At 67.1% G+C, this 12,762-nt stretch carries 16 protein-coding genes; 12 read left to right on the top strand and 4 right to left on the bottom strand.

The features are described from left to right. Positions 1-10 precede the first annotated feature (10 nt). Positions 11-805 (bottom strand): cytochrome C assembly family protein, encoded by a 795-nt coding sequence (locus AC5P67_RS08890; RefSeq protein WP_111117648.1) that lies wholly within the window; start codon positions 803-805, stop codon positions 11-13. 122 nt (positions 806-927) lie between these two features. On the opposite strand from AC5P67_RS08890, the gene ffh reads away from it, so the two are divergent. The 10 genes from ffh (at position 928) to AC5P67_RS08940 (ending at position 7,947) form a co-directional block, all read left to right on the top strand. After that, entirely contained in the window at positions 928-2,304 is a 1,377-nt protein-coding gene (ffh, locus tag AC5P67_RS08895) for a signal recognition particle protein (protein WP_329754791.1), read from the top strand. Between the two features lie 91 nt (positions 2,305-2,395). Further along, positions 2,396-3,472 carry an NAD(P)H-dependent flavin oxidoreductase gene (locus AC5P67_RS08900; RefSeq protein WP_012479529.1) on the top strand — a complete coding sequence of 359 codons (1,077 nt, stop codon included), beginning with the start codon at positions 2,396-2,398 and terminating at the stop codon, positions 3,470-3,472. Beyond that, entirely contained in the window at positions 3,469-4,281 is an 813-nt protein-coding gene (locus AC5P67_RS08905) for an aminotransferase class IV family protein (RefSeq protein WP_111117649.1), read from the top strand. The genes AC5P67_RS08900 and AC5P67_RS08905 overlap by 4 nt, the downstream gene beginning before the upstream one ends. A 98-nt stretch (positions 4,282-4,379) precedes the next feature. Beyond that, complete coding sequence (gene rpsP / locus AC5P67_RS08910) at positions 4,380-4,640, top strand: 30S ribosomal protein S16 (RefSeq protein ID WP_005408594.1); 261 nt, start codon at positions 4,380-4,382, stop codon at positions 4,638-4,640. A gap of 44 nt (positions 4,641-4,684) precedes the next feature. Continuing rightward, entirely contained in the window at positions 4,685-5,197 is a 513-nt protein-coding gene (gene rimM, locus AC5P67_RS08915; protein ID WP_005408595.1) for a ribosome maturation factor RimM, read from the top strand. Between the two features lie 8 nt (positions 5,198-5,205). Further along, positions 5,206-5,964 (top strand): tRNA (guanosine(37)-N1)-methyltransferase TrmD, encoded by a 759-nt coding sequence (gene trmD, locus AC5P67_RS08920; protein ID WP_012479531.1) that lies wholly within the window; start codon positions 5,206-5,208, stop codon positions 5,962-5,964. A gap of 154 nt (positions 5,965-6,118) precedes the next feature. Further along, positions 6,119-6,520: a 50S ribosomal protein L19 gene (rplS, locus tag AC5P67_RS08925; RefSeq protein WP_005408597.1), complete on the top strand. Its 402-nt coding sequence runs from the start codon at positions 6,119-6,121 to the stop codon at positions 6,518-6,520. 82 nt (positions 6,521-6,602) lie between these two features. Beyond that, on the top strand, positions 6,603-6,983 hold the full coding sequence (locus AC5P67_RS08930) for a DUF6404 family protein (RefSeq protein WP_012479532.1): 381 nt from the start codon (positions 6,603-6,605) through the stop codon (positions 6,981-6,983). Between the two features lie 80 nt (positions 6,984-7,063). Continuing rightward, positions 7,064-7,498 (top strand): DUF1801 domain-containing protein, encoded by a 435-nt coding sequence (locus tag AC5P67_RS08935; protein ID WP_005412655.1) that lies wholly within the window; start codon positions 7,064-7,066, stop codon positions 7,496-7,498. 38 nt (positions 7,499-7,536) lie between these two features. Then, positions 7,537-7,947 carry a DUF1801 domain-containing protein gene (locus AC5P67_RS08940; protein ID WP_012479533.1) on the top strand — a complete coding sequence of 137 codons (411 nt, stop codon included), beginning with the start codon at positions 7,537-7,539 and terminating at the stop codon, positions 7,945-7,947. 69 nt (positions 7,948-8,016) lie between these two features. Here the strand turns inward: AC5P67_RS08940 and AC5P67_RS08945 are convergent, their stop codons facing one another. Further along, positions 8,017-9,477, bottom strand: coding sequence for an MATE family efflux transporter (locus AC5P67_RS08945; protein WP_012479534.1), 1,461 nt, complete (start codon positions 9,475-9,477; stop codon positions 8,017-8,019). Positions 9,478-9,539: 62 nt separating this feature from the next. On the opposite strand from AC5P67_RS08945, the gene AC5P67_RS08950 reads away from it, so the two are divergent. Then, entirely contained in the window at positions 9,540-9,779 is a 240-nt protein-coding gene (locus tag AC5P67_RS08950; protein ID WP_005408602.1) for a hypothetical protein, read from the top strand. A gap of 9 nt (positions 9,780-9,788) precedes the next feature. Further along, positions 9,789-10,196 (top strand): RNA-binding S4 domain-containing protein, encoded by a 408-nt coding sequence (locus tag AC5P67_RS08955; protein ID WP_005408603.1) that lies wholly within the window; start codon positions 9,789-9,791, stop codon positions 10,194-10,196. Between the two features lie 38 nt (positions 10,197-10,234). Here AC5P67_RS08955 and AC5P67_RS08960 read toward each other — a convergent pair whose 3' ends face one another. Next, positions 10,235-10,837: a DUF937 domain-containing protein gene (locus AC5P67_RS08960; protein WP_049406738.1), complete on the bottom strand. Its 603-nt coding sequence runs from the start codon at positions 10,835-10,837 to the stop codon at positions 10,235-10,237. 108 nt (positions 10,838-10,945) lie between these two features. Then, on the bottom strand, positions 10,946-12,589 hold the full coding sequence (locus AC5P67_RS08965; protein WP_043035634.1) for a catalase: 1,644 nt from the start codon (positions 12,587-12,589) through the stop codon (positions 10,946-10,948). Positions 12,590-12,762: the final 173 nt, after the last annotated feature.

Raw genomic sequence — 12,762 nt, forward strand, 5'->3', positions numbered from 1 at the left:
CGGCACGCTTCTATCGCGTATGCCCGAACACCAGTTCGATCACGAACTGGCTGCCGAAGAACGCCAGCAGCAGCAACAGCATTGCCGCCAGCGTCCAGTGCACCGCCTTCATGCCGCGCCAGCCGTAGCGGCGGCGGCCGACCAGCAGCACGCCGAACACGACCCACGACAGCACGCTCAGCACGGTCTTGTGCACCAGCTTCTGTGCCAGCAGGTCATCGACGAACAGCACGCCGGTGACCAGGGTCAGGGTCAGCAGCGCGAAGCCGACGATGATCACCCGGAACAGCAGTGATTCCAGGTCGGCCAGCGGCGGCAGCGCCCGCAGCCACGGCCGGAACTCGCGGCGACGCAGTGCGCGTTCCTGCAGCCACAGCATGATTGCCAGCAGCGCGGCGATGCTCAGCGTGGCGTAGGCCAGCAGCGCCAGCCAGGCGTGGCTGGCCAGGCGCCAGCCCAGCACTTTGCTCGGTTCGTGGCCGTAGCCGTGGTAGGCCAGCAGCAGCACGGCAGCCAGCGGGAACACCACCACGCCCAGCGCCGACATCCGCCCTCGTGCGCCGACCAGCGAGGTCAGCCAGGCCATGCCCAGGCCGACCAGCGACAGCGCGGCGAAAAAGTGCATGTCCGGCCCGCCGTTGGTGCGCATCGCCACCATCACGTGGTAGCTGCCATGCAGCAGCATCGCCGCCAGGGCCGGCCACAGCCAGGTGGGCGAGCCGGTGGTTTCATCGCGGCCGAGCGCGCGCACCAGCAGGGCACTGGCAGCCAGGTAGAGCAGGACGGCGATGAGAACGATTGTCATCGTTGCAGTTTCGCATACCCCTGCGGTGGTGGCGACGGTCCCGTGGCCGCAGTCCGGGGAGACAGCCGGACCCGTTATACTGTCTGCCTTATTGTCCCCCGCTTTCAGACAGGTTGCGCCGCATGTTCGAGTCCCTGACCCAGCGCCTTTCCGGCACCATCGAGCGCCTGCGTGGCCGTGGCCGCCTGACCGAGGAGAACATCCGCGAGGCGACCCGCGAAGTGCGCATCGCGCTGCTCGAAGCCGACGTTGCGCTGCCGGTGGTGCAGGCCCTGATCGAGCGCATCAAGGTACGAGCGGTTGGCCAGGAAGTGCTGAAGTCGCTGACCCCGGGCCAGGCGCTGATCAAGGTCGTGCGCGACGAGCTGACCGCGGTGATGGGCGCCGAAGCCAGCGACCTGAACCTCAATGTGCCCGCGCCGGCCATCATCCTGATGGCGGGCCTGCAGGGCGCCGGCAAGACCACCACGGTGGGCAAGCTGGCCAAGCACCTGAAGGAAAAGCGCAAGAAGAAGGTGATGGTGGTCTCGGCCGACGTCTACCGTCCGGCCGCGATCGAACAGCTGAAGACCCTGGCCGAGCAGGTCGGCGTGCTGTTCTTCCCGTCCAGTGCCGACCAGAAGCCGGAAGCCATCGTCCGTGCCGCCATCGACGACGCGCGCAAGTCGTTCGTCGACGTGCTGCTGGTCGATACCGCCGGCCGCCTGGCCATCGACGAAGCGATGATGGCCGAGATCGAGGCCCTGCACGCTGCGGTGAACCCGGCCGAAACCCTGTTCGTGGTCGACGCCATGACCGGCCAGGACGCGGCCAACACCGCCAAGGCCTTCGGCGACGCCCTGCCGCTGACCGGCGTGGTGCTGACCAAGACCGACGGTGACGCCCGTGGCGGTGCCGCGCTGAGCGTGCGCTACATCACCGGCAAGCCGATCAAGTTCGTCGGCGTCAGCGAAAAGCCGGAAGGCCTGGACGTGTTCCACCCGGACCGTATCGCCAGCCGCATCCTCGACATGGGCGACGTGCTGTCGCTGGTCGAGCAGGTCGAGCAGCAGGTCGACAAGGACAAGGCGGCCAAGCTGGCCGAGAAGGTCGCCAAGGGCAAGAAGTTCGACCTGAACGACATGCGTGACCAGCTCGAGCAGATGCAGAACATGGGCGGCATCGGCGGCCTGATGGACAAGCTGCCGGGCCTGGGCAACATCCCCGACCATCTGAAGCAGCAGGTCAGCCAGGGCAAGGAAGTGCCGCGCATGATCGCCATCATCAGCTCGATGACCAAGAAGGAACGGCGCAACCCGAACCTGCTGAACGGCTCGCGCCGCGCGCGCATCGCCAAGGGCTCGGGCGTGACGCCGGCTGACGTCAACAAGCTGATGAAGCAGTACATGCAGATGGAAAAGATGATGAGCAAGATGGCCGGCGGCGGCATGAAGGGCATGTTGCGCAGCATGAAGGGCATGATGGGCGCCATGGGCGGCCGCGGCATGCCGTTCCGTTGATGCAGCGACGGGGCCGGCGCGCATTGCGACGCGGGCCCGGTCACAATGACTGGCGTATGCTGGATGGCGACTTCTCCAACAGGTATGTCGCGTGAATGCATCGCCGATTCTTGAACGCGCCGACACCTTCTGTCGGCGTTTTTCATTGCAGCTTCCGATCCTGCTGGCACCGATGGCCGGTGCCTGCCCGGTGCCGCTGTCGGCCGCGCTGGCCAATGCCGGCAGCATGGGCGCGATGGGTGCGGTGCTGTCGCCGGCCGCCGATATCGGCCGCTGGATGGATGACTTCCGCGCCGCTTCCAATGGCCCGGCGCAGGTGAACCTGTGGGTGCCGGATCCGGTGCCGACCCGTGACGTTGCCGCCGAGGCTGCCAGCCGCGCCTTCCTGACGCAGTGGGGCCCGGACGTGCCGGCCAGCGCCGCCGATGCCACGCCCGCCGACTTCGAAGAACAGTTCGCCGCACTGCTGGCCGCACGCCCGGCGGTGGCCTCGACCATCATGGGTGTGTTGCTGCCGCGCCACGTGCAGCAGTTGAAGGATGCCGGCATTGCCTGGATCGCCTGCGCGACCACCTTGTCCGAAGCGCGTGCAGCACAGGACGCCGGTGCCGATGCGGTGGTGGCGCAGGGCATGGAAGCGGGCGGCCATCGCGGTGCGTTCGATCCGGCGATGGCCGAGCGCCAGCTGGTCGGCCTGTTCGCGCTGCTGCCGCGCCTGGCCGATCACCTGCAGATCCCGGTGATTGCCGCCGGCGGTATCGCCGATGGCCGCGGTATCGCCGCCGCGCTCACGTTGGGGGCCAGCGCGGTGCAGATCGGCACCGCGTTCCTGCGCACGCCCGAAGCAGCGATCGCCTCGGCATGGGCCGATGGGCTGGCCGCCAGCGAACCGGAAGACACCTGGCCGACCCGCGCCTTCAGCGGCCGCCTGGGCCGCGGCCTGGCGACCGCCTATGTGCGCGCCGCTGCCGCAGAAGGCGCCCCGGCGCCACGCCCGTACCCGGTGCAGCGCGGGCTGACCGCGCCGATGCGCAAGCAGGCCGCGCAGGAAAACCGCCTGGCGGCGATGCAGGCCTGGGCCGGGCAGTCGGCGTGGATGGCGCCGGCACAGCCGGCCGCCGACGTGCTGCGCGGCATGTGGAGCCAGGCGCAGGCGCTGCTGCGATGACGGTGACCTGCAACGGCCTGCCGGCACAGGTCGAGGATCTGCTGCCGGCGCTGGTCAACTACGGCCATTTCACCTCGCTGCAGGTGCGCGACCACGCGGTGCAGGGACTGGACCTGCATCTGGCGCGGCTGTCACAGGCGACCCGTGAACTGTTCGGCAGCGAGCTGGATACGGTGCAGGTGCAGACCTGGATGGCACAGGCCCTGCAACAGGCCGGCCTGGCCGATGCCTCGCTGCGGGTGACGGTGTACTCGCGCCGGTTCGATTTCCGCAACCCGCTGGCGGCGGTGCCGGTGGACGTGCTGGTGGCAGTATCAGCGCCGGTGGCCCTGGTCGCGCCCAAGCGCGTGCGCAGCGTGGTCTGGCAGCGCGAAATGCCGCAGATCAAGCACGTGGGCACGTTTGGCCTGTTCGCCGAGCGCCGAGCGGCGATGGCCGAAGGATTCGACGATGTGCTGTTCGTGACCGCTGATGGCGACGTGAGTGAAGGCAGCACCTGGAATCTGGCCGTGCACGATGGTGAACGGCTGCTCTGGCCGCAGGCGCCGGCCCTGCGCGGTACGGCCGAAGCGCTGCTGAAGCGGCATTGGCCCGATGCGCAGTTGACGCGGCCGTTGGCGCTGGCTGAACTGGGCAGTGTGAAGGCCGCTTTTGCCTGCAACGCCAGCGGCCTGTGGGCGCTGGAGGCCATCGACGGGCATCTCCTGCCAAGCTCGCAGGCGCTGGCTGAACAGGGCAGGGCGGTGCTGGCGGCGGTGGCTTGGCAGGGGCTGGGGCCAGATTCCTTTTGCGCCGCAAAAGGGATCTGACCCCAAGCGAACCCCCCGGGGTTGGCTCGGCCGGACTCTGCCGCTATAATCGCCCGCTTACCTCGCCATCCTGGCGACTGGGCAATAGGAAAAACACCATGGTCAAGATTCGACTGACCCGCGGCGGCGCCAAGAAGCGTCCGTTCTACCACATCATCGTCACCGACGTGCGCAGTGCGCGCGACGGCCGCAACATCGAGCGCGTTGGTTTCTACAACCCGGTCGCCCAGGGCGGCGAGAAGCGCATCGAGCTGGACCTGGCCCGCGTTGACCATTGGGTCAAGAACGGCGCCCAGCCGACCGACAAGGTCCGCAACCTGATCAAGGAAGCGACCAAGTCCCAGGCCGCTGCGGCCTGATCCTGACGGGCCACGCTTCGGCGTGGCCCTCTTGGTTGAAGCAGATGAAAGATATCGAGCGCCGCATCCTGCTGGGCAGGGTTGTCGGCGCTTTTGGTGTGCGCGGCGAGATCAAGCTCGAGTCCTGGACCGAGCCACGTTCCGCCATTTTCCGTTACCAGCCGTGGATCGTGCGCAGCCCGTCCGGCGTGGAAACCACGATTGAAGGTGTGCGTGGCCGCGACAGTGGCAAGCACCTGGTCGCCCGGTTCCCCGGCGTCGAGGACCGCGATACCGTCGAAGCGATGCGCGGCACCGAGATCTACGTGGCCCGCAGTGCCCTGCCACCGCCGAAGCCCGATGAGTATTACTGGGTGGACCTGGAAGGCCTGGACGTGAAGACCACCGAGGGCGTTGCCCTGGGCCAGGTCTCGCACCTGTTCAGCACCGGCGCCAACGACGTGGTGGTGGTCCGAGGTGACCGCGAGCGGATGATCCCGTTCGTGCAGCCGGACTTCGTCAAGTCGGTCGATTTTGAGGCCAACCTGGTCGTGGTCGACTGGGATCCCGAGTTCTGAGTGTGAGCATGCGTTTCGACGTCATCACCCTGTTCCCCGAGTTCCTCGCCCAGTCCGCTGGACTGGGCGTGGTCGGGCGCGCGCAGGAGAAGGGGTTGTTCAGCCTGCATGGCTGGAATCCCCGTGATTACGCCGAAGGCAACTACCGCCGGGTGGACGACCGTCCATTCGGTGGCGGCCCGGGCATGGTGATGCTGATCGAGCCGTTGCAGGCCTGCCTGCAGGCGATCCGCGATGCTGATCCGACCCCGGCGCGGGTGATCCATCTCAGCCCGCAGGGGGCGCCGTTGACCCAGGCCAAGGTGCGGGAACTGGCGGCATTGCCGCGCATGGTCCTGCTCTGTGGCCGCTACGAGGGCATCGACGAGCGTTTCCTGGAAGCCAATGTCGACGAGGAAATCTCCCTCGGCGACTACGTGCTGTCGGGTGGCGAGCTGGGTGCGGCGGTCATCATCGACGCCGTGGCCCGCCTGCAGGACGGGGCCCTGAATGACGCTGAATCAGCGGCCCAGGACAGCTTCGAAGGTGATCTGGGCCTGCTCGACTGTCCGCACTACAGCCAGCCGGCCCAGCACCCTCTGGGCGACGTGCCGGACGTGCTGCGCTCAGGCAACCATGCGGCCATCGCCGCGTGGCGCCGCCAGCAGTCGCTGGTCCGTACCGCCCAGCGGCGCCCGGACCTGCTGGATGAACAGGCGCTGGGCAAGGCCGACCGCACGCTGCTGGAACAGGGCCGTCAGGTCCAGAAACAGAAGGCCGACCCCTAGCGCAGGGCCGGCTTTATCGGCTATCATGGCCAATTACCGCCAGCCCAGGCCGGCGCGCGCAGTATCCACAACAAACGTGCAGCACAGTCCGGTGACTGCATGAGCCCACGTTGTCTACATGACACGCCCACCCGAACAAGAATCGGTGTAACCCATGAGCAAGCTGAACAAGTCCATCGTCGCGGAATTCGAATCCGCCCAGATCACCCGTGAACTGCCGAAGTTCAGCCAGGGCGACACCGTTGTCGTCAACGTGAAGGTGAAGGAAGGCAGCCGCGAGCGCGTGCAGGCCTACGAAGGCGTCGTCATCGCCACCAAGAACGCCGGCCTGAACTCCTCGTTCACCGTGCGCAAGATCTCGCACGGCTACGGCGTCGAGCGCGTGTTCCAGACCCACAGCGCCATCATCGACTCGGTCGAAGTGAAGCGTCGTGGTAAGGTCCGCGCCGGCAAGCTGTACTACCTGCGTGGCCTGGAAGGCAAGGCTGCCCGCATCAAGGAAGACCTGGCTGCCGCTGCTGCCGCCAAGGCTGCCCGTCTGGCCGAAAAGGCCTGATAAACAACTTCGGTTGTTGCCGCGACGGCCACCTTCGGGTGGCCGTTTGCGTTTCCGGCATCGCATCGGCCACGATCAGGTGATGAACGACATCAACCCGCGCTATCCCGCCGTGATCCAGTCGGCGTTGCGCTTCCTCGACGGCAAGGGGCTGGCGCGTGTGCAGTCGGCGCCGTTGCTGCATCGCCTGCTGTGGCGCATGGGCATCGCACTGCCACCGCCGATCCTGGCCGGCTTCGGTACCAATGCGCTGGTGCAGGGCCTGTTGTTCGGGCTGTTCTGGACCGCACTGATGTGGCTGATGCTGTGGCAGGGCAGTGAGCGTCCGCTGGCCTTGCTGCTGGCGGCCGGCCTGTTGGCTGGTGCGCTGTTCGGCGTGGTGATGGCCGGCTTGATGCGCTCGCTGCGCCGTCACCGCAAATTACCGGAGTGGCGCCAGTTCCGCGCGGGGCAGGCGGACTGAGCCGATGGCGCACTGCGCCGTGACCGCCCGGCACAGGCCGCGGTAGGCTGCCGGCATCATCCCGATGGACGTGCCGTGCGATGCCTGCCAAGCGAACCGCACCTTCCGCTGCGCCCAAGCTGTTGTCAGGCGGTAATCCGCAGATCGCCAAGGGCGAGGGCGATGCCACGGTACAGGCCTATATCGCGGCGATGCCGGACTGGAAGCGGCCGATCGGCGCACGGCTGGATGCGCTGGTCGAACAGGCCGTACCCGGGGTGCACAAGGCGGTGAAGTGGAACTCGCCGATGTATGCGGTGGCCGCGGGCGAAGGCTGGTTTCTCAGCTTCCATTGCTTCACCCGCTATATCAAGGTGGCGTTCTTCCGCGGCGCTGCGCTGAAACCGGTGCCGCCGGAGCCGTCCAGGAGTGCCGATACGCGCTACCTGCACATTGCACAGGATGGCGTACTGGATGAAGCCCGGTTTCTTGACTGGGTGCGCCAGGCCGCGGCATTGCCCGGCGAACACATGTAAGCCCACCGTTCTGATCTCCTTGCCGACGAGAGCCGCTGATGGCCACGCATGCACCCAACCCGGCCGATGCCGGAACCCCGGCCGCCGAGCTGATCGATGCGCGCATCGCCGAACTGGGCGACTGGCGTGGCGAAGCGCTGGCACGCGTGCGTGCGTTGATCCATGAGGCGCTGCCCGACGTGCAGGAAACCTGGAAATGGCGGGGTACACCGGTGTGGGAGCACAACGGCATCCTGTGCACCGGCGAGACCTACAAGCAGGCGGTGAAGCTGACGTTTGCCAATGGCGCGGCGCTGGCCGATCCGAAGGGACTGTTCAACGCCAGCCTTGAGGGCAACACGCGGCGCGCGATCGATATCCATGAAGGCGCGATGCCGGATGCCGCCGCGTTCAAGGCGCTGATGCGCGCGGCGGCCATGTTCAACGCGGCGAAGAAGAAGAAGCGGTAGAGCCGGCCGCTGGCCGGCTGTGCCGCGATGCTGCTGGAGAGGTGTGAGGTTGCCGGCCAGCGGCCGGCACTACCGCAGCGGTGCGGCATCCGGGTCGGCCACCGGCGACGGCGGGCAGGCCGGAATTTCCGACGGCGTGGCCAGTTCCTCGGCGTGCGAGGGCTTGCCCATCATCTTCGCCTTGCGCCAGCCGCCCCAGCGGTAATACGCCAACGACAGCAGCATCGACACCAGCGAGCTGACCGGGAAACTCCACCAGATCGCATCGGCGCCCCAATGCGGCTGCAGCAGCTCGGCGAACGGCACGCGCACGCCCCACAGCGAACCCGCCAGGATCAGCAGCGGCGGGATCACCGCGCCGGTGGAGCGCACCACGCCGGAGATCACGAAGCTGACGCCGAAGAACAGGAACGAGCCGATCACCACGTGGTTGAGGTGACGGGCAATGTCCAGCGCCTGGCTGGCCGGCGGCAGGAACAGCGCCAGCAGCTGGCGATCGAACAGCACCAGCGGCAGGATCAGCGCGCCGGTCAGCAGGAAATTGAACAGCACGCCCTGGCGTGCGGTGCCGCGTACGCGGTCCCAGCGCTGCGCACCGACGTTCTGCGCCGCCATCGAAGAGCACGCCGCACCGATCGCCATCGCTGGCATCTGCAGGTAGTTCCACAGCTGCAGGGAAGCGCCGTAACCGGCGGCGGTGTCGGTGCCGTACTGGTTGACCATGGTCATCAGCAGGATCACCGACAGCGAGATCAGCACCATCTGCAGGCCCATCGGCACGCCCTTGAGCACCAGCGCTTTCAGGATGGTCAGGTCGAGCTTGAACAGGCGCATGTCGGCGCGGCCCAGCCACAACGTGTGGCGCTTGTGCCGCATGTACAGCAGCAGGCCGGCCAGCGACAGCGTCTGCGCGACGAGCGTGGCCCAGGCCGAGCCGGCGATGCCCAGCGCGGGGAACGGCCCCATGCCGAAGATCAGAACCGGGTTCAGCACGATGTCCAGTGCCACCGACACCATCAGGAAACGGAACGGCGTGCGCGAGTCACCGGCACCGCGCAGCGCGGCGGTGAGGAAGGCGAACGCATACAGCGTCGGCATCGCCAGGAAGATGATCTGCAGGTAGGCCTCGGCCAATGGCAGCGAGGCGGCCGGCGTGCCCATCGCCGCCAGCAGCGGATGGGCCATGAACCAGCCGGCGATGGCGATGATCACCGACAGGCCGATGAAGAAGGTGGCGCTGGTACCCACCACGCGCCGCGCCTGCGGGATGTCGCGCGCGCCGATCGCCTGGCCGATCAGGATGGTCGAGGCCATGCCGAAGCCGAACACCGAGCCGATCAGGAAGAACATGATGTTGTTGGCGTTCGCGGTGGCGGTCAGTGCCGCCTCGCCGAGGAAGCGCCCGACCCAGACCGCATTCACCGAACCGTTCAGCGACTGCGCGATGTTGCCGGCCAGGATCGGCAGGGAAAACAACAGGAGATTGCGGCCGATCGGGCCGGAGGTCAGGTCAAGCGGCGCTTTGGCCATGGAGTGGTGATCGAATCCCGGGAGGCGCACACTAGCACCAAGCCGGTTTGCGGGATGTGGCAATGCGTCAACGACTGCAGGTGAAGCGAAGGCTGGCGCTGGCCTTGATCGGCGCCGCGCTGGCCGCATGTTCGACAGGTGACCGGCTGGGCGATACCCAGGTGCGGCCAACCGACCGCCCCGAGTGCCTGGTCGGCAGCCAGCGCCAGGATCTTTCCGCCGGCGTTCCCACCCTGATCGGGGGCAGTGGCTGCCGCACCGACCCCGACAACCCGCGTCCCCTGAACAAGCGAACGGAGTAGTCCCTGCCGATGACCGAGCTTTCCCCGCTGTCGCCCAGTGTCCGCCTGGACATCTGGCTGTGGGCGGCCCGTTTCTTCAAGACCCGCAGCCTGGCCAAGCAGGCCATCGAGACCGGCAAGGTCAGCGTCGCCGGGCAGCGCCCGAAATCCTCACGCGCAGTGCGCGTCGGTGAGCAGCTGCAGGTCGACCGCGGCGAAGAGCATTTCGAGATCCAGGTGCTGGGCCTGAGCGACCAGCGCGGGCCGGCGCCGACGGCGCAGCAGTTGTATGCCGAGAGTGAGGCCTCCAAGGCGCGCCGTGCCGAACAGCGCGCGTTGCGCATCGCGGCGCGCGATGGTTTCCAGCCGCCGGAGCACAAGCCGGACAAGCGCGCACGGCGGTTGATCCGCGCGCTCGGCGATATCGACGCGTTGTAAGCAGCAGGGCGCCAGACCGGATCCGGCGCCCCCTTGGCTCAGCGCTTGCCGCCCAGCAGGCTGCCGCCGATCTTCAGCAGATCGCCCACGCCGAGCTGGCCGTCACCGTCCTGGTCCAGCAGGCTGCCGAGCAGGCCACCGGCAAGACCGCCCTGCTGCTGCACCTGCTGCTTTTCCTGGCCGAGGGCCTGGCTGAGCGAGCCGGCGTCGGCCTGGCCGCCACCGAGGCGCTGGGCGAGGAAAGCCATCACGATCGGTGCGAGGATCTGCAGCAGCTGGCTGGTGCGGCCACTGTCGAGCTGGGTGGCCTGGGCCAGGCCGGTTTCCACCTTCTGCTGGTTGCCGCCGAAGATGTGACCGAGGATGCCGGCGCCATCGCTGGCGGCACCACCGCTACCGCCGCCCAGTACCGAACCGAGCACGCTGCCCAGGTCCAGCCCACTGTGGTTGTTCTGCAGCGCGCCGAGCAGCGCCTGCGCGCCCTGCGGCTGCGAGGCGTTGTTGCCCAGCGCGCCCATCAGCACCGGCAGCGCGGCACTGATCGCACCGGAAGCCTGGGTGTCGCTGATGCCGAGCTGCTGCGACACCTGCTGCAGCGGTGCGCCCTGCAGTTTGGCGAGAAGTTCGTCGGTGAGGCTCATCTGCGGAATCCTTGATTGGGGTGGGGCGTGCAGAAGGTACGACGCGGACCGTTAAAACGGCGACGCCGCCTCACGGGGAGGCGGCGTGCTGTTCACGGGGCAGGGCGATCAGAGCTCGATGTCTTCGGCGCCCGGGGTCGCGGTGGGGAAGTCCGCTTCCGGCTGCGCCGGCTTGAACGGATCCGAAGGCTGGCTGGCCAGCGCCTTCAGCGCTGCGGCAACGCCAGCGCCATAGGCCGGGTCGGCCTTGCTGCAGTTGTCGATGTGGCGCTGCTTGATGAAGTCCGGCGCATCGCCCAGGGCGCGGGCGGTGTTGGCGAACAGGCGGTCCTTCTGTGCCTGGTTGTAGCTGCGGAACAGCGCACCGGGCTGGCTGAAGTAGTCGGCGTCGTCCTCACGGAAATTCCAGAAGTCGGCGTCACCGCGGATCTTCATCGGCGGCTCGCGGTACTGCGGTTGTTCCTGCCACTGGCCGTAGCTGTTCGGCTCGTAGTGCGGCAGGCCGCCGTAGTTGCCGTCCACGCGCATCGCACCGTCGCGGTGGTTGCTGTGCACCGGGCAGCGTGCGGCGTTCACCGGAATCTGGTGGTGGTTTACGCCCAGGCGGTAGCGCTGCGCATCGGAATAGGCGAACAGGCGTGCCTGCAGCATCTTGTCCGGCGACGGGCCGATGCCCGGCACCAGGTTGCTCGGTGCGAACGCGGACTGCTCCACGTCCTGGTACCAGTTGACCGGGTTGCGGTTCAGTTCGAACTGGCCCACTTCGATCAGCGGGTAGTCGCTCTTCGGCCACACCTTGGTCAGGTCGAACGGATGGATGCGGTAGGTTTCCGCCTCCAGCTCGGGCATGACCTGGATGAACAGCTTCCACTTCGGGAAGTCGCCCTTCTCGATTGCGGCGAACAGGTCGCGGCCGTGGCTTTCGCGGTCATGGCCGACCAGGATCTGCGCCTGCGCGTCGGTCAGCGATTCGATGCCCTGCTGGCTGACGAAGTGGAACTTCACCCAGAAGCGCTCGCTGTCGGCGTTGGTGAAGCTGTAGGTGTGCGAGCCGAAGCCGTGCATGTGGCGGAAGCTGCGCGGGATGCCGCGGTCGCTCATCACCACGGTCACCTGCAGCAGGGCTTCGGGCAGCAACGTCCAGAAGTCCCAGTTGTTGCGCGCGCTGCGCAGGTTGGTATGCGGGTCGCGTTTCACGGCCTTGTTGAGGTCGGCGAACTTGCGCGGGTCGCGCAGGAAGAACACCGGCGTGTTGTTGCCGACCAGGTCCCAGTTGCCTTCTTCGGTGTAGAACTTCAGTGCGAAGCCGCGGATGTCACGCTCGGCGTCGGCGGCGCCACGCTCGCCGGCCACCGTGGTGAAGCGCGCGAACATCTCGGTCTGCTTGCCGACCTTCTCGAACAGCTTGGCACGGGTGTACTTGCTGATGTCGTGGGTGACGGTGAAAGTACCGAACGCGCCCGAGCCCTTGGCGTGCATGCGGCGCTCGGGAATGATCTCGCGGTTGAGGTTGGCCAGCTTCTCCAGCAGCCAGACGTCTTCCATCAGCAGCGGGCCACGTGGGCCGGCGGTCTTGCTGTTCTGGTTGTCCACCACCGGTGCGCCGAAGGCTGTGGTCATCGGCGTGACCGGATCATCGCCGTGCTTCTGCTTGGGCGTGGTGCTCAGTTCACGCTGCTGCTGGGTGCCTTCCGCAGGCGACGGCGCGGTGTGATACGGGCACTTGGGGCTGTTGTTATCGGACTGGCTCATGGCTGGCTCCTGCGGGTGAAGACGGGGTGGAACATCTTCACTCGACTTTAGCTATGGCCAGATGAAATGAATAATCGAATGAATCATTCACTTCTATAGCTTCTGTCTATCGATTGTCGGGAATTCATTGCCGGGGCCTTGTTCCGGTCGCCCGGCGGCTCGCATCCCGACAC

It is taken from the genome of Stenotrophomonas sp. YJH_SMC_21, from assembly GCF_059369555.1.

Excerpts from the sequence above, each read along its gene's own strand:
- AC5P67_RS08890 (WP_111117648.1), bottom strand. The coding sequence starts at position 805 with ATGACAATCGTTCTCATCGCCGTCCTGCTCTACCTGGCTGCCAGTGCC.
- ffh (WP_329754791.1), top strand. The coding sequence starts at position 928 with ATGTTCGAGTCCCTGACCCAGCGCCTTTCCGGCACCATCGAGCGCCTG.
- AC5P67_RS08905 (WP_111117649.1), top strand. The coding sequence starts at position 3,469 with ATGACGGTGACCTGCAACGGCCTGCCGGCACAGGTCGAGGATCTGCTG.
- rpsP (WP_005408594.1), top strand. The coding sequence starts at position 4,380 with ATGGTCAAGATTCGACTGACCCGCGGCGGCGCCAAGAAGCGTCCGTTC.
- rimM (WP_005408595.1), top strand. The coding sequence starts at position 4,685 with ATGAAAGATATCGAGCGCCGCATCCTGCTGGGCAGGGTTGTCGGCGCT.
- trmD (WP_012479531.1), top strand. The coding sequence starts at position 5,206 with ATGCGTTTCGACGTCATCACCCTGTTCCCCGAGTTCCTCGCCCAGTCC.
- rplS (WP_005408597.1), top strand. The coding sequence starts at position 6,119 with ATGAGCAAGCTGAACAAGTCCATCGTCGCGGAATTCGAATCCGCCCAG.
- AC5P67_RS08930 (WP_012479532.1), top strand. The coding sequence starts at position 6,603 with ATGAACGACATCAACCCGCGCTATCCCGCCGTGATCCAGTCGGCGTTG.
- AC5P67_RS08935 (WP_005412655.1), top strand. The coding sequence starts at position 7,064 with ATGCCTGCCAAGCGAACCGCACCTTCCGCTGCGCCCAAGCTGTTGTCA.
- AC5P67_RS08940 (WP_012479533.1), top strand. The coding sequence starts at position 7,537 with ATGGCCACGCATGCACCCAACCCGGCCGATGCCGGAACCCCGGCCGCC.
- AC5P67_RS08945 (WP_012479534.1), bottom strand. The coding sequence starts at position 9,477 with ATGGCCAAAGCGCCGCTTGACCTGACCTCCGGCCCGATCGGCCGCAAT.
- AC5P67_RS08950 (WP_005408602.1), top strand. The coding sequence starts at position 9,540 with ATGCGTCAACGACTGCAGGTGAAGCGAAGGCTGGCGCTGGCCTTGATC.
- AC5P67_RS08955 (WP_005408603.1), top strand. The coding sequence starts at position 9,789 with ATGACCGAGCTTTCCCCGCTGTCGCCCAGTGTCCGCCTGGACATCTGG.
- AC5P67_RS08960 (WP_049406738.1), bottom strand. The coding sequence starts at position 10,837 with ATGAGCCTCACCGACGAACTTCTCGCCAAACTGCAGGGCGCACCGCTG.
- AC5P67_RS08965 (WP_043035634.1), bottom strand. The coding sequence starts at position 12,589 with ATGAGCCAGTCCGATAACAACAGCCCCAAGTGCCCGTATCACACCGCG.